Source organism: Arthrobacter sp. KBS0703, from assembly GCF_002008315.2.
Lineage (GTDB): Bacteria > Actinomycetota > Actinomycetes > Actinomycetales > Micrococcaceae > Arthrobacter.
Genome location: NZ_MVDG02000001.1, coordinates 985,659 through 1,005,885, shown reverse-complemented (window position 1 = coordinate 1,005,885; position 20,227 = coordinate 985,659). Strand labels below are relative to the sequence as shown.

The 20,227-nt window shown below is 68.1% G+C and carries 18 protein-coding genes and 5 pseudogenes; 6 read left to right on the top strand and 17 right to left on the bottom strand.

Translation table 11 applies throughout. The annotated features are described in order from the left end of the window. Positions 1 to 11: 11 nt before the first annotated feature. The 3 genes and pseudogenes from B1A87_RS23600 to B1A87_RS04715 form a co-directional block, all read right to left on the bottom strand. Positions 12 to 584, bottom strand: coding sequence for a 4-hydroxyphenylacetate 3-hydroxylase C-terminal domain-containing protein (locus tag B1A87_RS23600; protein WP_260681023.1), 573 nt, complete (start codon positions 582 to 584; stop codon positions 12 to 14). Between the two features lie 117 nt (positions 585 to 701). Beyond that, positions 702 to 1,420 (bottom strand): annotated as a pseudogene (locus tag B1A87_RS23595) (4-hydroxyphenylacetate 3-hydroxylase N-terminal domain-containing protein); the annotation flags it as partial. Between the two features lie 100 nt (positions 1,421 to 1,520). After that, the gene (locus tag B1A87_RS04715; protein WP_078026672.1) at positions 1,521 to 2,051 is read right to left on the bottom strand and encodes a flavin reductase family protein; all 531 of its coding nucleotides are present in this window, start codon (positions 2,049 to 2,051) and stop codon (positions 1,521 to 1,523) included. Positions 2,052 to 2,242: 191 nt separating this feature from the next. On the opposite strand from B1A87_RS04715, the gene B1A87_RS04710 reads away from it, so the two are divergent. After that, positions 2,243 to 2,977: an IclR family transcriptional regulator gene (locus B1A87_RS04710; protein WP_139362675.1), complete on the top strand. Its 735-nt coding sequence runs from the start codon at positions 2,243 to 2,245 to the stop codon at positions 2,975 to 2,977. A gap of 67 nt (positions 2,978 to 3,044) precedes the next feature. On the opposite strand, the pseudogene B1A87_RS04705 reads toward B1A87_RS04710, so the two are convergent. From B1A87_RS04705 to B1A87_RS04695, 4 genes and pseudogenes are all read right to left on the bottom strand, one after another. Then, positions 3,045 to 4,366 (bottom strand): annotated as a pseudogene (locus B1A87_RS04705) (MFS transporter). A gap of 195 nt (positions 4,367 to 4,561) precedes the next feature. Further along, on the bottom strand, positions 4,562 to 6,316 hold the full coding sequence (locus B1A87_RS24560; protein ID WP_313902448.1) for an SbcC/MukB-like Walker B domain-containing protein: 1,755 nt from the start codon (positions 6,314 to 6,316) through the stop codon (positions 4,562 to 4,564). Beyond that, positions 6,317 to 7,594: an SMC family ATPase gene (locus tag B1A87_RS24555; RefSeq protein ID WP_313902447.1), complete on the bottom strand. Its 1,278-nt coding sequence runs from the start codon at positions 7,592 to 7,594 to the stop codon at positions 6,317 to 6,319. After that, on the bottom strand, positions 7,591 to 8,772 hold the full coding sequence (locus B1A87_RS04695) for an exonuclease SbcCD subunit D (RefSeq protein ID WP_078026676.1): 1,182 nt from the start codon (positions 8,770 to 8,772) through the stop codon (positions 7,591 to 7,593). Before B1A87_RS04695 ends, B1A87_RS24555 begins: the two co-directional genes overlap by 4 nt. A 31-nt stretch (positions 8,773 to 8,803) precedes the next feature. On the opposite strand from B1A87_RS04695, the gene B1A87_RS22830 reads away from it, so the two are divergent. Next, the gene (locus B1A87_RS22830; protein WP_185982238.1) at positions 8,804 to 8,995 is read left to right on the top strand and encodes a hypothetical protein; all 192 of its coding nucleotides are present in this window, start codon (positions 8,804 to 8,806) and stop codon (positions 8,993 to 8,995) included. On the opposite strand, the gene B1A87_RS24550 is transcribed toward B1A87_RS22830, so the two are convergent. Together B1A87_RS24550 and B1A87_RS04690 are read right to left on the bottom strand one after the other, a co-directional pair. Then, complete coding sequence (locus B1A87_RS24550; RefSeq protein WP_313902511.1) at positions 8,957 to 9,247, bottom strand: hypothetical protein; 291 nt, start codon at positions 9,245 to 9,247, stop codon at positions 8,957 to 8,959. The two genes, B1A87_RS22830 and B1A87_RS24550, sit on opposite strands and share 39 nt — an antisense overlap. Before the next feature lie 18 nt (positions 9,248 to 9,265). After that, positions 9,266 to 9,945, bottom strand: a pseudogene (locus B1A87_RS04690) (MIP/aquaporin family protein); the annotation flags it as partial. A gap of 217 nt (positions 9,946 to 10,162) precedes the next feature. Here B1A87_RS04690 and B1A87_RS04685 point away from each other — a divergent pair. Continuing rightward, positions 10,163 to 11,318, top strand: a pseudogene (locus B1A87_RS04685) (ADP-ribosylglycohydrolase family protein). Here B1A87_RS04685 and B1A87_RS04680 read toward each other — a convergent pair. Next, positions 11,305 to 11,841 (bottom strand): DUF4395 domain-containing protein, encoded by a 537-nt coding sequence (locus B1A87_RS04680; RefSeq protein WP_078026679.1) that lies wholly within the window; start codon positions 11,839 to 11,841, stop codon positions 11,305 to 11,307. The pseudogene B1A87_RS04685 and the gene B1A87_RS04680 sit on opposite strands and share 14 nt — an antisense overlap. Positions 11,842 to 11,879: 38 nt before the next feature. Then, positions 11,880 to 12,884 (bottom strand): exonuclease domain-containing protein, encoded by a 1,005-nt coding sequence (locus tag B1A87_RS04675; RefSeq protein WP_078026680.1) that lies wholly within the window; start codon positions 12,882 to 12,884, stop codon positions 11,880 to 11,882. A 68-nt stretch (positions 12,885 to 12,952) separates the two neighbouring features. Between B1A87_RS04675 and B1A87_RS04670 the strand changes: the two genes are divergently transcribed. Next, the gene (locus B1A87_RS04670) at positions 12,953 to 13,729 is read left to right on the top strand and encodes a VTT domain-containing protein (protein ID WP_078026741.1); all 777 of its coding nucleotides are present in this window, start codon (positions 12,953 to 12,955) and stop codon (positions 13,727 to 13,729) included. Between the two features lie 79 nt (positions 13,730 to 13,808). Here B1A87_RS04670 and B1A87_RS04665 read toward each other — a convergent pair. The 6 genes and pseudogenes from B1A87_RS04665 to clpS form a co-directional block, all read right to left on the bottom strand. Then, positions 13,809 to 14,502, bottom strand: a pseudogene (locus tag B1A87_RS04665) (non-canonical purine NTP pyrophosphatase). Further along, positions 14,499 to 15,257 carry a ribonuclease PH gene (rph, locus tag B1A87_RS04660; RefSeq protein WP_078026682.1) on the bottom strand — a complete coding sequence of 253 codons (759 nt, stop codon included), beginning with the start codon at positions 15,255 to 15,257 and terminating at the stop codon, positions 14,499 to 14,501. Before rph ends, B1A87_RS04665 begins: the two are co-directional and overlap by 4 nt. A gap of 95 nt (positions 15,258 to 15,352) precedes the next feature. Then, complete coding sequence (locus B1A87_RS04655) at positions 15,353 to 16,150, bottom strand: MBL fold metallo-hydrolase (RefSeq protein ID WP_078026683.1); 798 nt, start codon at positions 16,148 to 16,150, stop codon at positions 15,353 to 15,355. Next, positions 16,147 to 17,154, bottom strand: a complete 1,008-nt coding sequence (gene murI / locus B1A87_RS04650; RefSeq protein WP_078026742.1) for a glutamate racemase — start codon at positions 17,152 to 17,154, stop codon at positions 16,147 to 16,149. Before murI ends, B1A87_RS04655 begins: the two co-directional genes overlap by 4 nt. Positions 17,155 to 17,282: 128 nt before the next feature. Then, a complete protein-coding gene (locus tag B1A87_RS04645; RefSeq protein WP_078026684.1) occupies positions 17,283 to 17,849 on the bottom strand; it encodes a DUF2017 domain-containing protein in 567 nt (188 codons plus the stop codon). Beyond that, positions 17,842 to 18,222, bottom strand: coding sequence for an ATP-dependent Clp protease adapter ClpS (gene clpS, locus B1A87_RS04640; RefSeq protein ID WP_078026685.1), 381 nt, complete (start codon positions 18,220 to 18,222; stop codon positions 17,842 to 17,844). Before clpS ends, B1A87_RS04645 begins: the two co-directional genes overlap by 8 nt. A 37-nt stretch (positions 18,223 to 18,259) precedes the next feature. Here clpS and B1A87_RS04635 point away from each other — a divergent pair, with 37 nt between their 5' ends. Both B1A87_RS04635 and B1A87_RS04630 read left to right on the top strand, forming a co-directional pair. Then, positions 18,260 to 19,588: a nicotinate phosphoribosyltransferase gene (locus B1A87_RS04635; RefSeq protein ID WP_078026686.1), complete on the top strand. Its 1,329-nt coding sequence runs from the start codon at positions 18,260 to 18,262 to the stop codon at positions 19,586 to 19,588. After that, positions 19,588 to 20,223, top strand: a complete 636-nt coding sequence (locus B1A87_RS04630) for an isochorismatase family protein (RefSeq protein WP_078026687.1) — start codon at positions 19,588 to 19,590, stop codon at positions 20,221 to 20,223. Before B1A87_RS04635 ends, B1A87_RS04630 begins: the two co-directional genes overlap by 1 nt. Positions 20,224 to 20,227: the final 4 nt, after the last annotated feature.

Sequence of the window (20,227 nt, the reverse complement as noted above, 5' to 3'; positions counted from 1 at the left end):
ATCCGTCCGGTTCAATCGGTTCGGTTCAGGAATTCGCGGAGTCTTGCCCTGACCGGTTCGCGGTCATAGGTGTTGACAAGGGCGCTGGCCATCCGCACCGGGTCCCCGAAGAAGAAGTACTCGTAGAGCGACTGTCGGCCCGAGAACCCCGAGATCGACGCGTCGAAGGCGAGCTTGAACAGGCGCACCCGTTCGGGACCCGTGAGGGTCTTCCCCTGCAGGTACAGGTCGATGTCGGCCCGCGCCTCGCTGTTCACGTCGGCTTCGCCGGGCAGCGCCATGAGCCCCGACGCGGAGAACTTGCGGATGATCTGCGGGAAACGCTGGGCCATCTTGGGATACCAGTTCCGCGCGGCATTCAGTGTTGTCCACTTGGGCAGCATGACGCCCGCCTCATTGAGCCCGGCGTCCGCCTCGGAGGCTCGCACCAGGGCCTTGCCGATCTCGACGTCGATGATCAGCTCGGCGATATCCTCCTGGATGTGCTGGAAACCGTCGATGCCGATCGAGTCGGCGAGCTCCGACGCAAGGCCGAGGAAGAATTCGCTCTTCGCAATGGTCCGGGTGACCACCTGGTGGGTCATGAGGGCACCTGCGCCGGTTTCGGCGTAGAAGGAGTTGCAGAGCTGCGGGTTGCCCAGCATGAAGATGCGGTCGTTCGGGACGAGGACGTCATCGAAGACGGCCACCGCGTCCATTTCCTCGTAGCGGGAGGCCAGCGGCTCGTCGTGCGTGCTGCCCCCGCTGTAGAGCGAGGTGCGGCACAGGTACCGCAGTCCCGGCGCGTCGTTGGGAATGGCAAAGGCGAAGGAATAGGGCGCATCCTCCGGGGTGCCGCGCAGCACGGTGGACGGAAAGACGAGCAGTTCGTCTGCAATCGGCGCGATCGTGGCCAGCATGCGGGCGCCGCGGATGACAATGCCGTCCTCGCGCTCCTCCACGATGCGGGCGGTAAGTTGGCCGCCCAGCTGCTCCGAGCCGGAGACGGAGCGGTTGACCTGCGGCGGGATCAGCGTGTGGGTCGCCAGGAGTCGTTTTCGCGGGCCCACTCGTAGTAGTTGCGGATGTTTTCCGCGAACTTGGGGTCCGCCTGGGAAAACCACTTCTCGGCCGTCCCCAGAGCCGTGAGGGCGGAGTTCATGTAGTCCCCCGTGCGCCCCAGGAATCCGTTGGTCGCCTCCGCCCAGGTCGAGATCGCCCGGCGCCGGCGCTGCAGGTCCTCCACGGTCCGCGGCACCAGGAAGGACGCGTTCACCAGCTCGCCGGTGGTGGGCGAGGTGTAGGTCAGCGCCTCCTGGTACTGCTTGTCGTGCTGCATGTCGAACAGCTTCGCGTAGGACCGCGCCACGTTGCGGAAGGCCGGGTGTTCGGCGACTTTCTCGCTGACCACCTCGCCGTCGATCACGATGTGTGGCGTCATGGCGTTGAGTTTGTCCAGGTACTGCTGCCCGGTTCGGATGCCCATTGCTATCTCCAGTCGTCGTTGAACTGCAGGTGGATTGATGGTTGTTGAAGTGCGCCTAGAGGAGGTCCTCCATGCCCAGCTGGCTTTCCGGGATGGTGGTGAAGGCGCTGTTCGCGAACGCCAGGGCGTCGCCGTTGCGGTAGTTGAAGTCCACTACTTCGCCGAGATAAAGCGTGTGATCTCCGCCGTCGTAAGCCGCCCAGGGCTTGCACTCAAAGAAGGCCAGGACATTGGACAGACGGGGCGCCGTCGCACTCTCCACCCACAGGGGCTCGGGCCCCGGGCGTCCGGCGAAATGCATGGCCAGCTGCCGCTGCTCGGCGCCCAGGATGTTGACGGTGAAGGGGCGGCCCGCGAGCTCATCGTGCGCCTTGGCGGCGCGGGCGATGCTGACCAGGACGAGCGGCGGCTCCATGGAGACCGACGTGAAGGAGTTCACGGTGATGCCGTGGCGCTTGGTGGCGCCGTCGAACGTGACGATCGCGACGCCGGTTGCGAACCTGCCCAGGCTGCCGCGGAAGTGATGTGCCCGCGGAACGGACGTCCGGCCGGGGACGTCCGGGGCCGCTTCTGGCTTGGCGATCATCGTCGGATCCTTCGGTCGCTGAGGCTGGCCGGTGCGGGGCGGTTTCCTCTGGCGTGCTCTTGCGGGCTGCTCTATAGTTGAGCTGTTCTATAGTTGAACGCAAAATTCCTATATGGAACGCTAGCTCAAGGTGACGCGCAACACAAGACCCTCCGGCAACGCCTCCCGCTCCCCCGCCTAGGATGGACAGCATGAATCCAATCGCCAGTGCCGGTGCACCGGCTGCGCCCGCCCAGGCTTCCCCGTCCCAGACTCTCTCTAGGGGCATCCGGGCCCTGGAAATCCTGGCCGAGGCTGACCGCCCGCTGACCATCGCCGAACTCGCCGACGCCATGGGCGTCCACCGCTCGGTCGCCTACCGGATTCTCCGCACGCTGGAGGACCATTCGCTCCTGGTGCGCGACGATGCGGGCAGGGTGCAGCCCGGCCCGGGCCTTGCGGTGCTGGCCCGGGGTGTTTCGCGAAACCTGCAGACGGCCGCCCTGCCGGAACTGACTCAGCTGGCCAACACCCTGAACATGACTGCCTTCGTCGCGGTCTGGGACCACCAGGACTGCGTCACGCTGGTCACGGTGGAGCCCCGGCATTCGGCCGCCACGGTGGTGCAGCATCCCGGATCGCGGCATCCCATCAGCACCGGAGCCCCCGGCATCGCCATCCAGTCGGCTGTATCGGAACACGACTGGAACCAGCTGGCGCCCGGCGTGCCGTACCGTGCCGAGGCTGCAGAGGCGCGCAGGCGCGGCTACGCGGCAAGCCACGACGAAGTCATCGCAGGGGTTTCCTCGCTGGCCGCCCCGATCAGGGTGCCTGGCGGACGGCCCGCTGCGGTCGCCGTCGTCTATATCCGTTCAACGCAGGACCCGGCCGAACTCGCCGCCGCGCTGACCGCCGGCGCGGCGCGGATCGAAGGCCAGCTCGCCTGACCCTGTCCCGCCCAACTAAGTAGCAGCTGACGCCGTTTTCAGCGCCGAAATCGGCGCGTGCTGCTACTTACTCGGGCTGGTTCCGGCGGACGACGACGGCGGCAGCCGCGCCGAGCACGAACAGCGCCGCCGCTGCGGCTACGGGAACGAGGAACGCCGCCGAGTATCCGCTGCCCTGCGCCAGCTGGCCCGCGACCGAGGAACCGCGCGCCGTGCCCGCGACGATGCCGCTGGCCAGCGCCGTCATCACGGTTCCGAGCCTGCCCGCCGGCGCCACAATCCCGCCGATGGCAAACACGGTGACCATGACGGGTCCCACGGGCAGTCCCAGCACCAGCAGCACCAGGACCATGGCCCAGCCGTCGCCCGGCAACAGTAGGAGCGTCGACAGGCCGGCCATGACCGCGGCGCCGGCCAGCCAGCGCGCAGCCAGGGTGAAGCGGGCCGGCCAGTAGGCCACGGAAACGGCGGCAGCTGCAGAGCTGAGCCCCATGACCGCATACAGGCTGTCTCTTATACACATCTAGATGTGTATAAGAGACAGAAAACGAACTGAGGGCGGCCTGGGTGGAGCCGAAAAAGCTGCCCATGCAGACCATGGCCAGCACCGGCAGCGCCACGGCGGCGACGGCGGCGAACCCGCCCGGCGGGCCTGTCTCTTATACACATCTGGCCGGCCGTGCGATCAGCGGTGCTGCGATCGGCGGCCCTGCGTTCGACAGTTTTGCGGGGAACTGCTTTGCGGGGAACTGAAAGATGCGTACGGTGCACGGCGAAGGCCGGCACGAGCGTGATGGTCAGTGCCGCGGCGAGGGCCAGCGGGAGCCACGGCGCGACCAGACTGGCGAGGATACCCACGAGGGCCGGGCCGAGGACGAAGGTGAGTTCGTCGGCCGTGCTCTCATAGGACAGCGCCGTGTCCAGGTCCGTGCCGCCGCCCCTGCGGTTTACGGCCGACGTCAGCGCCATCCAGCGGACCCGCGCCAGCGGGCCGACCTGGGGGCAGCTGACGCCGGCGACGAAGGCCGCCGCGAGGACGGGGACAGTGCCGCCTCCTGCACCGGTCACATAGGCCGTGGCGATCAGCGCGAGGACGGCCAGGGCGTTCAGGATGGCCGAAACCACGAGGACCGGGCGCTGGCCGAAGCGGTCCGCCAGGGCGCCCAGGACGGGGGCGCCGATGGCCGATCCGATGCCCACGGCTCCGGCGGAGGTTCCGCCGACAGCATACGATCCGCTGACGGAGGTGACGAGCGTGAGCGTGCCGACGGTCAGCATGGCCAGCGGCAGCCGGGCGAACAGGCCGAGCGGGATAAAGCCCCTGCCCGCGAGTTCAGGCAGCCGGGAGTAACGGCTTCGCGAGCGGGCCGGCGGCGAATCGACGGACATTTCGCCGGCGCCGGCGGGAGAGTGCTGTGATGGAGACTGCCGTGAAGGTGAATGCTTCGAAGGGCGCTGTGGCGCCGTGGAGGTGCTCATGTATCCGGGCTCGTTCAGTAGTGCGCATCGTCCCTCCTCCCGATGCGCGCGACCCGGTAACCATTAGATTCTACTGGACCGGCAAAGCTACTGCCCGCACGGGCATCACGCGGCGGCCGCTGTGTCTGAGACGTGCAGGGTGGACCCGTTGCGTCCCTTCACGACCTGAAGCTGAGTGCCGATCCGCTGCTTCATCTCCGCCACGTGGCTGACCAGGCCGACCACCCTGCCGCCGTCTCGCAGTCCCTCCAAGGCGTCCATCACCTGTTCCAGCGCCTGCTCGTCGAGGCTGCCGAACCCCTCGTCGACGAACAGGGTCTCGATGTCCACGCCGCCGGCCTCCTGCTGGACGACGTCCGCGAGGCCCAGGGCGAGGGACAGCGAAGCCATGAATGACTCCCCGCCGGACAGCGTGGAGGTATCGCGCCGCTGGCCGGTCCATTCGTCCACTACCTCCAGGCCTAGCCCGGACTTTGCGTTCCTCGCGGCCCTGGCATCCGTGTGCTGCAGGGTGTACCGCCCGTCGCTCATGGCGACGAGCCTCTCCGACGCGGCAATGGCCACCTGTTCGAGCCGTGCGGCGAGCACATAGCTGTTGAGGCTCATGCGGTAACTGTTGTCACCGGCGCCGCGGGACGAGTCCGCGAGAGCCGTCAGCAGCTCGGCGCGTTCCTGCGGCCCCCGGCCAGCCTCCGCAAGGTCCTCGTAATCGCGTCGCAGCCGGCCAAGGGAACCGGAGCTTTGCAGGGCGAGTCCGGCGGCCAGCGCCACGTCCTTCGCAGTCTTCTCCGCCTGGTCCGCGTCGGCCCGAAGCCGCTCCAGCTCCCCCGGCTCCGTTGCATTGCCGGATTCGCGTTCCTTGCCGGCCAGAATGAGTTCTTCACTGGCGAACAACTCCTCCAGCCGGGCCAGTTCGTCGTGCCCGGCACGGACTGCCGCATCCAGCCGCGCCGACTCTGGCGGCGTCAGAAGCGCCGCCTGCGCATCGGCGGCGGAACCGAAGCCCGCTTCCGGCAGAGCACCGTCCAGTTGGCCCTGGGCGTCGGCCAGCCGGGCCGCGGCCTGGTCCAGTTCGGCACGGGCCGAGGATGCCCGCTCCAGGACGTCGATCGTTGCCCCGATGCCGCCGCAGCGGAGGCCGAGGCTACCGTAGCCGGCCCGCAGCGCAGCCAGTGCCGATTCCAGCGTGGCCGCCTGCTGTTCGACTTCCGCCATGGTCGATTCGGTCTGAGCCAGGCCCGACATCGCCTCCACGCGCGCCCGCTCCGTGGAGTCAATACGGTCCGCAAGCTGCGCCTGCCGCGCCCGGCTCTTCGCCAGCTCAATCTCAGCGGCAGCGGCCTCGGCCGCCGCTTCCGCTGCGGTTTGGGCCGCCTTGCGTGCTTCGGCGGGATCAGTGTCGCCGCCCTGCCCGGCCAGCACGGCGACCAACTGCCGCGCGGCGGAGAGCTCCGCGTCCAAGGCGGCGAGCGCCTTCTCCGCCCGCTCAAATTGGGCCTTGGCCTGTTCCTCTTTTTCGGCAAGTCCCAGTGCGGATTCAGCGGTTGGAACCGGCGCCGGATGCTCCGCACTGCCGCAGACCGGGCACGGCTCGCCATGCTCCAGGCGCGCTGCGAGCTCTGCTGCCGCGTTGGACAGGCGCTCCTCCCGGACGTCAAGCCACTGCGTGCGCAGTTCCTGGTGTTCTTCCCGGCCCCGCAGATGGCGCTCTGTCGCGGCCGCACAATGCACAGCCGCCGCCCCGTAGCGCCGGACAACGTCCACGAGTTCGTCGGCCGCCGCGGCTTCCTTGGTGCGGAGCACGGATTCGCCTGCCAGCAATTCCAGCGGCTCAAGGCCCGGCCTGTCTCTTATACACATCTAGATGTGTATAAGAGACAGGGAGGTTGCATGGGCCTGGATGGCGTCCGAAAGCCGCTGGTGCTCCCCTGCGAGCCCGGCTGAACGGGACCACAGGCCCGCCAGCCGGTCCTCATCCGCCAGGCGTTCGTTCACCACCGCAAGCAGCGACCGCAGCCGCCCGAGCTCGGCGGTGACGTCAACGGCGGAGGAGTCGGTGCCGGCCAGTTCGGCGTGCTCGCTGGCAGCCCGCTCCACCCCTGCCGCGGCACGCTCCACGGCCTCGGCCGCACGCGTCACGAGGGCGTCGGCCGCCGCCACGGCCTTCAGATGGCCGCCGAGGATCTCGGCCTTGCGGTGCTGCGACAGCCTGGCAGCGGTGTCCTCGAGCGCCGAACCAGCCGCCGCAGCGTCGGCTTTCCGGCGCAGCGCGGCGGCCAGCTTCAGCCGCCTGCCCTCGCGCGCCAGTTCCTGATCACGACGGGCTGTGCATTCCCGGTGCAGCGCCTCACACGATTCAGCCTCGGCGGCCAGCGCCGAAGCCTTGGCCGACGCGGCAGATTCGAGCCACGCGAGCCGATCCCCGGCGCGGCCGGCATCCGGGGCGTCGGTCATGTCCAGGTCCATTGCCGCGGCTTCGGCGTCGGCACGTGCCACGATCAGCGCCAGCTTGCCGTTGTGGCCTGCCACCTCCTTGGCGGCATCGGCGGCCTTGACGGCCAGTTCCCGCTCGACCGCCTCGAAGCGCTCGGTCCCGAATAGTTTCTGCAGGAGTTCCAGGCGGTCCGAGGCCTTGGACCGGAGGAAGGCCGCAAAGTCCCCCTGCGGGAGCATGACCACCCTGGTGAACTGTTCCCTGTCCATGCCGAGGATGGCAGCGATCTCGGCTCCGGCTTCGTCATTCCTGCCGGATTTTTCAACCCATTCGCCGCCCACCCGCTCGCGCAGGAGCGTCTTGGCCTGCTGGGTGGTGTACCCGTTCCGGCCACGCGCGCTCGGCTTCTCCCAGGCCGGTGAACGGGAAACTTCAAACCGCCTTCCGCGGGCGGAAAACTCGCAGGTCACGCGGGGCTCCGTGGCGGACTCCGCGTGATCGCTGCGCAGCCTCTTGCCGTCCTGCCTCGCCCCGGGCACGGATCCATACAGCGCATAGCAGATGGCGTCCAGCACGCTGGTCTTGCCGGCGCCGGTGGCTCCGTTGAGCAGGAACAGCCCATGGCCGCTGAGCCGGTCGAAATCGACCTCCTCGGTGCCGGCGAACGGGCCGAAGGCACAGATCTCCAGCCGGTGGATCCTCATAGAGACACTCCCTGCAGGCGCACGGTTTCCAAGGCTTCGGTCAAGGCGGTCCGCTCCGCCTCGCCGGGTTCGCGGCCACGGACATGTTCCAGGAACCCGCAGCAGACCGAGAGATCGTCCTCCGCGGCGGCGAGCCGGCTGCTGTAGCTGGTCTTGGCGGAGGCCGGCGCGCCTTCGGGATCGAACCCGAGTACGAGCGTGTCCGGGAACCGCTTCCTGAGCTTTTCCATGGCCTGCGCAGGCCGCTGGGCGTCCGTAATGGTCACCTGGCAGTATGCGTCTTCCGCCCACGCGTGGTCAGCCGACTCGAGCAGCTCGGCGATGGTCCCGCGAAGGACGGCGAGTTTCCGCGGCGCCTCCCACAGCACCTCCTGCACGGACGTTACGCCGGCCTCACCGACATCGATGAGCCAGGCGCCCTTTTGGTGCTTCGCTTCGGAAAACGAATAGGCCAGCGGCGAACCTGAATATCGCACGTCCGGGGTGAGTGCCTGCCTGCCGTGGAGGTGGCCCAGCGCGGTGTAACTGAAGCCGGCAAATAGGTCCAGCGGAACGGCGCCGACGCCTCCGATGCTGAGGTCACGTTCGCTGTCCGAGCTGATGCCGCCGCTCGCGAAGGTGTGCGCCAGAACCACCGAATGGACGGTCCGCGACTCGCTGCGTGCGGCCAGGTCCGTGCGGATGCGCTCTGTGGCGGCACGCGTGACCTCAAAGTGGCTGGCCGTCGCGACGCCGAGTTGATCGGCCACGAGCCGCGGTTCGAGCCAGGGGATGCCGTAAATTGCCAGGGCGGGGCCCTGGTCATCGTCGGGTCTGCTCCCCAGCGGCAGCACCAGTGGCACATCCAGCTCCTGTAGCCGGGTCCGCAGGTGGACGCCGCCGCGCTCCAGCAGCCTTGAGGCAAAACCGAGCCTGATGGCGGAGTCGTGGTTGCCGCTGGTCAGCACCACGCGCGCCCCGGCGTCCGTCAGCCGGACAAGGGCGTCGTCCAGTAGCCCGACGACGTCCACGCCGGGAAGGGCACGGTCATACACATCGCCGGCAATGAGGACCACGTCGACGGAAAGGTCGCGGACCCGGGCGACCAGCTGGTCGACAAAGGAGCGCTGGGCATCGAGCATGCCAACGCCGTGGAAGGACCGGCCCAGATGCCAGTCGGAGGTGTGCAATAACCGCATATTCTTACGCTATCCGCAGGCACTGACAGTATTGCCGCACCGACCCGGCGCGTCCGGAGACACGCCCGGGCGGTGGTCCGTCCCGGCCGTCAAAAGGATGTGCTGCTTACTGCCGGCGCTACTTGCTGCCCGGGCCGTCGAAAAAGTCGCGGGCTTCGTCCCGCGGCCTGTCTCTTATACACATCTAGATGTGTATAAGAGACAGCTCGTCGAGGCTGCCTGACGCTGCGCCGGGTACTGCGGGCGCGGCGCCGGCGGGTACGGGTGCTGCGCCGGCTGCTGCAGGCGCCCCGCCCTCCGTGGCGGAAACGCCGCCGTCGAACTCGCCGTCGAAGTCGTCGCCGGCGTCAAGTGCGTCCGCGGTGTCACCCTCGTCGATGACCGGATGCGCCACAGCGGTGCCCGCTGCGGCGCTGCTGTCGGAGAAACCCCGGAAGACTAGGCCGGCGATGGCGGCACCCACCAGCGGGGCCACCCAGAAGAGCCAGAGCTGTTCCAGCGACCAGCTGTTGCTGAACAGCGCGGAGGCCGTGGCACGGGCGGGGTTGAACGGCGCGTTTCCGATGGCCTGCCCGAACTGCAGCAGCACGGCAAACGCGAGGCCAACGGCGAACGGGCCGCTGCCGCGTGAACGTTGCGCCGCGCCGTGGTGCCGAGGAAAACAGCGACCAGGAGGGCTGCGCCCAGGACTTCGGCCAGCAGGACGCCCGCCATGGGCGTCTGAATGACGGAATGTTCGCCGAATCCGGCGGTCACGGTATCGAACGCCGCCCGGGTGTCGGGAATGTTGGGGACGGTGCGGAGGATGCCGAAGAGTGTCAGGGCGCCGGCGGCGGCGCCGATGAGCTGCGCGCCGATGTAGGCGGCGGCGTGGGCGGCGCGGATCTTTCCTGCCACGAAGCTACCCAGCGTGATGGCCGGATTGAACTGCCCGCCCGAGATGTAGGCGAAGGCCAGCATCGCGGCCGTCACGGCGAGCCCGCCGGCCAGCGATGCCGGCAGCGGATTCGACTGCGGAAGCGTGAAGAGCGGAACGCCCAGTCCGGCGATCACCAGGAACAAGGTTCCGAACGCTTCGGCCCCCAGCCGGGAAACGAGTCCGGGCCGGAATCCGCCGTCACCGGCGGAATTCAGCTCGGGGTCGGTCGGGGGTGCGGACACAGGGGTGGTCATGTTCAGGAATTCCTTTGTTTCGGTGAGCCGGTGAGACCGGCACCTGCGGGAGTCAGCCCCTGCATTCTGGCAGGCGAGTCTGGACGGTTGCTGAATGCGAGCTTAGCGCCCCGGGGAGCGGCCGTTTCCCTTGGCGATCGTCGCCGAGTGAGCGTGCCACGGTCCCGGGGAGCGGCCGCTGCGCTCTCCCGCCGGGCCGGCGGGTAAATTTGGTGGCATGAGCAATGTTCCCGGCGCTACCGCGCTGCCGTCCCCGGCGTCCCGTATCCATGGCTGCCTGCTGGGCGGCGCGCTCGGCGACTCCCTCGGCTACGCCATCGAGTTCGATTCCATCAGCGCCATCCGCGGCCGCTTCGGCGCGGCCGGGCTCCAGGGCTTCGAAGCGCTCGACGGCGGGACTCACTTCTCCGACGACACCCAGATGACGCTCTACACAGTGGACGGCCTCGTCGAAGCGCTGGAATGGGCCAACTCGGGCGTGGGCGCGGACGCAAACGCCTGCCTGTGGCTGGCCTACCTGCGCTGGCTGGACACCCAGGGCGTGCCTGCCCCGGAGCAGGCCCCCAGGCCGCAGCCGCGCTGGATCGACGAGCAGCAGGTGCTCCGTCACCGCCGGGCGCCCGGCAACGCGTGCCTGAGCGGGCTGGCCACAGGCGAGATGGGCACGGTGTACCGCCCGGTCAATCCGGATTCAAAGGGCTGCGGAACCGTGATGCGCTCGGCTCCGTTCGGGCTCATCCCCCACATCCCGGCCGAATCCGTGTACAAGTTGAGCACGGACGCAGCGTCCCTGACGCACGGTCATCCGTCCGCACGCCAGAGCGCGGGGGTCTTCAGCCTGCTGATCCATTCCCTGATCCAGGGCCACAGCCTGCCGGAGGCAGCGCAGGCCGCCGTCCGCCGCGTGGAGGCGGATGCCGAGGCAGCACCCGAACTCCGCGAGCGCCTTGCGGCAGCACTCCGCCTCGCCGGCGCAGCCGATGACGCCGATGACGCCGGGCACCGGGGCGCGGCCCGTGCTCAGCCCGGAGGACCTTGTCAGCGAGCTGGGCGGGAGGGCTGGGTGGCGGAGGAGGCTCGCCGTCGGGCTTTACGCGGTTCTTGCGACGGCGCCCGGCGCCTCGCCTGCCGGCTCTTCCGCCGACTCCGCCGCAGGACAGCCGGCGGCAGATCCTGTGGAGCACTTCAAGGCCGCGATCGCCCTCGCGGTCAACCACAGCGGTGACAGCGACTCCACCGGATCCATCGCCGGCAACATCCTGGGGGCGCACTACGGCGAGGAATGCCTGCCGGCCGACTGGCTCAAAGCACTGGAAGCGCCCGAGGTGATCCGCGGCATGGCCGGTCAGCTGGTGTCGGTTACAACTGCCTGAGGCTCACGTTGTTGCAGGCTTCGCAGACGGCCTCCGGGATCATCCCGCGGCGCTGCAGGAATCCGAAAATCACGCAGCCAAGGCAGAATCCCGCGAACGCCTCCAGGGACGCAGCGACGATCAGCACGGCCAGCAGAATCCATGCCGCCGGGGCAAAGCCCGCCAGCAACAGCGCAGCTGCACCGGTGGACACCGCGGCGCCGATCCCCTGCGCAAACCGTTTCGGCGGACCGGGAACCAGCTTGGCCCGTCCCATCCGCGGGGCAAGAACCTTGACGGACAGGAGCGCCAGCGGGGATATCCGGGGGCCGAAGAGCACCCGGAGCCAGAACCCGGCGGCGATGATTGCCAGGCCCCAGCCGAAGCCGGTCAGCAGTGTGGCCAGGGCCAGCACCACTACCAGGCCGGCTGTGATCCTGGCCGCATATTCATTCACCGGGTTGGGGAAGGCAAACAGTGCCCACCAGTCCACCCCTGCCGGCGCGGCGGTTCCGGACGTACGTGGCGCGCTCTGTCTGCTCATGGAGCAAGGCTAGGAGCGCACGGAGGCGCGCGAAAGCTTTATTGCGCCATGTGAACGGGAGCCCCGCCCACCATCTGCAGGAATTCGCCCTCGGAGATGACCTCGATCGGCTGCCCGCGGTCGTGCAGCTCAAGCACCCGCCTGGCCTTTCCCGTCAGCCGCCCGGACCGCAGGTCACCGGCCACGAAGCCGTCACCCACCACCAGGACGCTGGTCCTGGCGGTGACCCGGCTTTCCGGACGCGCCCCCATCTCAGCGGACCGCTCCTTGGCTTCCGGCCGCGGTATGGCCAGCTGGCCGGTGAACACCACGGTCTGGCCGAAGAGCGGATTGCCGGGTTCGGCATCCGGATTCGGCTGGGGATTGTCCCCCTCCTCGGGCCATCCGCTACGGAAGGGGCGCACGGCTACGGTGCCGCCCAGGGCGGCAAGCGCCGACCGCGTCGGTTTCGAGAGGTCGTCGTGGGCAGGGTGGAAGGCAGGCTGCTGCGGCAGCGAAAGTCCGAGTGAGAGATACAGCTCCGCGATGCTATTGGCCTGGTTGCGGGACGCAATGTCGATCAGGATGCCGGCGCAGGCCCGGGCGTCCTCGGCAGCGTCGTGATGGTTGACCAGCGGCACACCTGCCTCTTCGGCGGCGAAGGGCAGAGAATTCGAAACCAGTGAGTAGCAGCGCCGGGACAGCATCACGGTGCAGACATAGTCGTAGGCGGGCCCCGGTAAGCCCGAGACCTCCAGGCCGGACCGGATGACGCCAAGATCGAAGGCAGCATTGTGGGCGGCCAGGATGTCGCCGCCGATGAACGCTCCGATCTCCGGGAACAGTTCCCCGAAGCGGGGCCGGTCCGCCACGTCCGCCGGGCGGATCCCATGCACCCGGACGTTGTGATAGTCAAAGGCGTCGTGGTTCTCCGGCGGGCGCATCAGCCACGAGGCCTCCTCGACGATGACACCGCCGCGGACCTTGCTGAGGCCAACAGCACACGGGGATCCGCGGAAGCCGTTGGCGGTCTCGAAGTCGATCGCCGTAAAGTCCAAACTCACGGGGACAACTGTAGCGCCGCGGAACGCCAAGGACCGTCAAGTACCCTTGAGAAGTGAACTTTAATGCAATCAGCGACTTTGCCGTGCCCGCACTGGGAGGAGCCGGACCGGTCCAGCCGCACCTGGCCTCCTTCCTGCCCGACTGGCTTAACCCGCAGGTTTTCCTCGCCGACCCGGCCCTGGCGCCGTGGGTGGTCCTGCTGGTCTGCGGGATCATTTTCGCTGAGACCGGGCTGTTGGTCGGATTCTTCCTCCCCGGTGATTCCATGCTGTTCACCGCCGGCCTGCTCGTGGCCACGGACACCATCAAGTTCAACATCTGGCTGTTCGCCGCGCTGATCATCGTGTCCGCCATCGTCGGAAACCAGGCGGGATACCTGATCGGTTCCAAGGCCGGCCCGGCGATCTTCAACAAGCCGGATTCGCGGCTATTCAAGCGCGAAAACGTGGAAAGCGCCCACAACTTCTTCGAGAAGCACGGCGGCAAGGCACTGATTCTTGCCCGCTTTGTGCCCATCATCAGGACGTTCGTTCCGGTCATCGTGGGCGTGGCCCAGATGGACAAACGGAAATTTTTCCTCTTCAACGTGATCGGCGCGCTCCTGTGGGGCGGCGGCGTGACGCTCCTCGGCTACCTGCTGGGTGACAAGGTTCCGTGGGTCCGGGAGAACCTGGACATCATCTTCATCGTGATTGTCCTGGTTTCGGTCATTCCGATCGGCATCGAAGTGCTGCGCGGCGTCGCCGCCAAGCGCCAGGCCTCCGCCTTCGGCACCGATCCGGTGGAGGAATTCATTGAGGAGCACGAGCCCGAGGCCGAGCGCAAGACGAACCTCGACCACTGATCCCAGGTTCCGTTAGTCAGGAAAGGCACCCCCACGGCCGTGGGGGTGCCTTTCACGCAGTTGGTGCCGTCTGCTGCTCTCAGCGCCGGCTGAGGGCTTCCACGATGGCCGGCAGCAGGGCGCGGAACGCCTGGCCGCGGTGGCTGATGGCGTTCTTCTCCTCCGGGCTCAGCTCGGCGCAACTCCGGTCCAGCCCGAGCGGCTGGAGCACGGGGTCGTAGCCGAAGCCCCCTCACCGCGCGGCTCCCGCAGCAGCGTTCCCGTGAGCTGGCCGTATTCCACCACCTCGCGCGCCCCGTCCTCGGAGGCCGACGCCGGAACCGCCAGCGCCGCCTGTCTCTTATACACATCTAGATGTGTATAAGAGACAGGTGCGGGTCCGGCACGTCCGCCAGTTGGGCCAGCAGCAGCCGGAGGTTGGCGGCGTCGTCCCCGTGCCGCCCTGCCCAGCGGGCCGAAAAAATACCGGGGGCACCGCCCAGCACGTCCACCGCGAGACCGGAGTCATCGGCGATTGCCACCAGTCCGGTGGCCTCGGCCACCGCGCGCGCCTTCAGCAGCGAGTTTTCCGCGAAGGTCACCCCCGTCTCCACGACGTCGGGACCCCCGACGGCGGACGCGTCCACCACCTGCGTGTCGACGTCGAGCCCGGGAACCTGCCCCCGCAGCAGCTCGCGCAGCTCACGCAGCTTTCCCTTATTGTGCGTGGCCAGCACCAGCCGGGGCGCCGGGGCCCCGGTTCCGCTCCCGTTTACGGGGCTGTCTCCGTTCACGGAGCTTCGGCCAGGGTCTCGCGCTGGATCGCGGCGAGCTGCTCCGTCCCCAGGAGTGCCAGGTCCAGCAGCTTGTTGAGCTCATCGCGGTCGAAGGGAGCGCCCTCGGCGGTTCCCTGCACCTCCACGAACTTGCCGGATCCGGTCACCACCACGTTCATGTCCGTCTCGGCGCGGACATCCTCGATGTACGGAAGGTCCAGCATGGGGATGCCGTCGATGATGCCCACGGACACGGCGGCGATGGTGTCCACCAGCGGCTGGGCGTTCCGGGCGATCATCTTGTTTTCCCTGGCGAAGCGGATGGCTTCGGCGAGCGCCACATAGGCGCCGGTGATCGCCGCGGTCCGCGTGCCGCCGTCGGCCTGCAGCACATCGCAGTCCAGCACGATCGTGTTTTCCCCAAGGGCCTTGGTGTCGATGATGGAGCGCAGCGAGCGCCCGATCAGCCGTGAGATCTCGTGCGTGCGGCCGCCGATCTTGCCCTTGACCGACTCGCGGTCGGAGCGGGTGTTGGTGGCCCGCGGCAGCATGGCGTACTCGGCGGTGACCCACCCGCGGCCCTCGCCCTTGAGCCAGCGGGGCACGCCCTCGGTGAGGGAAGCCGTGCACAGCACCCGGGTGTTGCCGAATTCAATCAGGGCGGATCCTTCCGCCTGCTTGGACCAGCCGCGGGTGATGCTGATGGGGCGGAGCTGGTCCGGGGTGCGGCCGTCGGCACGGATGACGGGGGCAGTGGTTGCTTCGGAAGTCATGCCATTAGCTTATCGATTTATCGGCAGCCGGCTGCCGCCGGGGCACAGCGCAAGGGCGGCGCAGCGTCAGACGGCGCAGCCCGGGACCGCCGGCCCTAGACGGTGTAGTGCACGCCGGCGACCGCGACGGCCACATCACCGGCGAACACGGGGCGCGCCTCGGCCATGACCGTCGTCGGAGACGTCCACACCGGAATGTGGGTGAGGAGGAGGCGGCGGGCGCCCGCCACGGTGGCGGCCTCCCCCGCCCGTTTGCCGGTCAGGTGGACGTCCTTGATGCCGTCGTCGCGGCCTTCCTCGAAGGCTGCCTCGCACAGGAAGAGGTCGGCGTCCTTCGCCGCCTCCTCCAGTCCGCGGCACGAATCGGTGTCGCCGGAATAGGTCAGCACGCGCGTCACGGCGGCCCCGGACGCATCCGGCTCGGTCACCTCCACGCGCAGCGCGTAGGCCTCCTCCACCGGGTGGTTGACCGCGAACGGCGTCACGGTGAAAGGTCCTACCGAGACGGACTGGCGCTCGGCCCAGTTGGTGAAGTCGAATTCCTCGTGCATGCCGGGGTCCAGGTCAAGGCCGTACGCGGTGGCCATCCTGTCGGCCGTCGCTGCCGGACCCCACACCGGAATCCGTCCGCGGCCCCAGCCGCCCGGCTTCCAGCGCACGGCCACGTGCAGGCCGCACAGGTCCATGCAGTGGTCCGGGTGCAGATGCGTGAGGAAGATCGCATCGATATCCTCGAGGTCCGTGTAGCGCTGGATGGCCCCCAGGGCTCCGCTGCCCAGGTCCATGACGACCTTCCAGGTGCGTTCGCCGTCGTTCGCCGTCAGCAGGTAGCAGGAGGCGGGCGAACCGGGGCCGGGGAAGGACCCCGTGCAGCCGACGATCGTGAGCTTCACTGTCCGGAACCCCCGGTCGCGTGGCCGCTGCCGATACCCTGGCCCACGAAATTGGAGATGCGGGGCCGCGCGGCCGTGCCCTGCGCGGCGGCGATCATTTCCGGCGTGATCCGGGCCAGGCTTCCGGTCGGGTACTGTGCCGCGACGTGGTCGACGTGGCGGACGCTGAGCACCTCGGGCCCCAGGAACCTGCGCGCGAGGGCTTCAAACTGGCCTGCGTCGCCGGTCGCGATGAAGTTGTGTTCCGGCGGCGCGGCGGCGGTCCGCTCCAGGCCCCGGCTGGCCAGCGCCCGGTAGACGTCCTTGGCGGTTTCCTCGGCGCTCGAGACCAGCGTGACGTCCTCGCCCATGACGTAGGAGATCACGCCCGTCAGGAGCGGGTAGTGCGTGCAGCCCAGGACCACGGTGTCCACGCCGGCCGCCTTGAGCGGTTTGAGGTACTCCGCCGCCACCGCGAGCAGGTCCGGGCCCGTCGTGATGCCCGCCTCCACATAGCTGACGAAGGCCGGGCAGGCTGCGGACGTGATCTGAAGGTCCGGCGCCGCGGCGAAGGTGTCCTCGTACGCCCGCGAACCGACTGTGGCGGAGGTGCCGATCACTCCCACCCGGCCTGTGCGGGTCGCCGCCACCGCGCGGCGGACGGCCGGCTGGATGACTTCGATCACCGGGATCCCGTAACGGGCGGTGTAGCGTTCGCGGGCGTCGCGGAGCACCGCCGCCGACGCCGAGTTGCAGGCGATCGTGAGGAGCTTGACGCCGGAATCCACAAGTTCGTCCATGACGCCCAGGGCGTTGGCACGCACCTCGGCGATCGGGAGGGGGCCGTACGGCCCGTGGGCGGTGTCGCCCACGTAGAGGATGGACTCGTTGGGCAACTGATCGATGATGGACCGTGCCACCGTGAGCCCGCCGACGCCGGAGTCAAAGACCCCGATCGGCCGCGATCCCAGATTGATGCCAACGGCCGTTGCGGACTCCGCTGCAGCGACTGCTGCCGGATCCATGCTCGATGCTGAAGTCATGATTATTCGAGGATAGGTCTTCCGTGTGGGTGCGGCCATCACATTGTGGCGTCCGCCTCATGTCTAATTTGTCACACCAGCGCCGAGTGCCCGCTGCAGGGGCCCACGGATCAGGGCCGCGATTCCATGGCTTGCAGCATGGCCTGGACCAGGGATTCCTGGAGCCAGGTGGTGAAGTTGTACACGAGGGCGAGGTAGCTCTCCACGTCTTCCGCCTGCGACCAGTCCTGCATCTGGTGGACGTGGTCGGCGTCGGCCTCGTCCTGGATGTCCAAACGTTCGGCGAGCACCAGCCGGACGTCGTTGAGCGCCATGGACCAGTGCCTGGCGTCCGCGTCAGCCAGGACCAGTTCGTCCTTGTCCAGGTCCAGCGCGGCGGCGCGGAGCGCGCCGATCTTGGTCTCGCGCAGCGAGCGTTCGGTGAGCTGCCGGAACTCCAGCGAGGCGGCGCCGTCGTCCTTCATGACGTTGGGCAGCAGCCGCCGGAGGGCGCGGTCCGAGGGTTCGCGGACGTCCATGTCGAGCCCGATCAAAGCGGTGAGCGGATCCTGGCTGCCGCTGTCCCCGGGCTCAAGCATCGACACGACGTCGTCGAAGAGGCTGCGCAGCAGTTCCCGCTCGGCCGGCTCCAGGAAACCGGTAATGCCCTTGAGTCCGTATTTGAAAGCCTTAGCCACGTTTTCCCTTGCCCTTGCCCGGGCCGCCGCTCTTGCCGCCCCCGCTGTTTCCGCCGGTGGCCTTCTCGACCGTTGCCCACAGGCCGTAGCCGTGCATGGCGACGGCGTGCTGTTCCACCTGTTCCTTGCTGCCGTGGGCAACAATGGACCGGCCCTTCTTGTGGACCTCCATCATGAGCTTGTTGGCTTTGGTCTCCGAATAGCCGAAATAGCTCTGGAAAACGTAGCTGACATAGCTCATGAGATTGACGGGATCATTCCAGATCACGAGGTTCCAGGGGATGTCCGGGGCGGTCAGGGTGTCGGTGGACACCGCTGTTCCGGTCTGGGTGCTCTCCTGGGTGTCAGGGCCGAGCGCAACGCTTAGGGTCATCTGTCCATTCTATGGGGATGCGCACTAGAGTGATTTTGTGAGTACCTCCGCCAGCTGGGACCAGCCACGCACGTCCCTGTTCACCGACCACTACGAGCTGACTATGCTGCAGGCAGCGCTGCATTCCGGCGCTGCGCACCGCAAATCGGTGTTCGAGGCCTTCGCGCGCAGGCTCCCGGACGGCCGCCGCTACGGCATCGTGGGCGGCACCGGCCGGCTCCTGGACGGCATTGCGGCATTCCGGTTTGGCGACGCCGAACTCGAGTTCCTGGGGCGCACCGGCGTGGTCAACAAGGAGACGCTGGACTACCTGGCCGACTTCCGCTTCACCGGGGACATCTGGGGCTACGCCGAAGGTGAGGCCTACTTCCCCAACTCCCCCATCCTGATCGTCGAGTCGACGTTCGCGGAGGCCTGCATCCTGGAGACCTACGTGCTGTCCGTACTCAACCACGACAGCGCCATCGCCTCGGCGGCGTCCCGGATGATCACCGCCGCCGGCAACCGGCCCTGCATCGAGATGGGCTCCCGCCGGACGCAGGAGGAGTCGGCCACGGCAGCCGCCCGCGCCGCCGTCATCGCCGGGTTCGCCAGCACCTCCAACCTGGAGGCCGGCCTCCGCTACGGGATCAAGACCGTGGGCACCGCGGCCCATTCCTTCACACTCCTCCACGACACTGAACGCGACGCCTTTGAGGCGCAGGTCGCCTCCCTGGGCGCGGGCACCTCGCTGCTCGTTGACACGTACGACGTCGAAACGGCCGTCCGCACGGCCGTTGAGATCGCCGGGGACAAGCTGGGGGCTGTCCGGCTGGACTCCGGCGACCTGGTGGAGCAGGCCCAGTGGGTGCGGCGCCTGCTCGATGAACTGGGCAACGAAAACACCCGGATCATGGTCACCTCGGACCTGGACGAGTTCGCCATTGCAGCCCTTCAGTCCGCTCCCGTCGATGCCTACGGCGTGGGCACATCCCTCGTGACCGGCTCCGGGGCCCCCACCGCGAGCATGGTCTACAAGCTGGTCAGCCGCACCGATGACACCGGGGAATTCGTGTCCGTCGCAAAGACGGCCAAGAACAAGGCAAGCAAGGGCGGGCGCAAGTATGCCCTCCGCAGACTCAACGAGCACGGCACGGCCACCCACGAAATCGTCGGCGTCGGCCACCGTCCGGTTGACGACGGCGACGACCGGCCCCTGCTCCAGCAGTTCATCAAGAACGGAGAGCTGCTGCCGGGCTGGACAGGCCACGAGGGCGTGCTTCGCGCCCGCCAGCGCCATGCCGACTCAATGGCGGAGCTGCCGGCGGTCGTCCACCGCCTGCAGCGCGGTGAACCGGCCATCCCCACCATCTACGAGGAGAACTGATGTCACGTGCACTGATCATTGTCGACGTCCAGAACGACTTCTGCGAAGGCGGCGCGCTGCCGGTCGACGGCGGTGCGGCAGTGGCGGGCGCCATCAGCGAGTATGTCGAGGCGCATCACGGCCAGTTCGATCACATCGTGGCCACCCAGGACTGGCACATCGATCCCGGCGCCCACTTCTCGGAGACTCCGGACTTCAAGGACAGCTGGCCGCCCCACTGCGTCGCAGGGTCGCAGGGTGCCGAGCTGCATCCGGACCTTGACACCGAACACATCCAGGCCTATTTCCACAAGGGCCTCCACACCGCCGCCTACTCCGGCTTTGAAGGACTCCTGGCGCCCGAGGACGCCGTCCCCACCGGGGACCGGAAGCCCGGCGCCCTGCCCTCGGCCGGGGACCCGGACTACGCTCCCGAGGAAGACTCCATCGGGCTTGATGACTGGCTCCAAAGCCATGACGTCGAGGATGTCGTGGTGGTGGGGCTGGCCACCGATCACTGCGTGATGGCAACGTCCCTGGACGCGGTACAGGCCGGCTACTCGGTCACCGTGATCAAGCGGCTCACGGCCGGAATTGCCGACGACCTTGATGACACGTATGCCGAAATGGAACTGGGCGGCGTCGACCTCGAATAGCCGG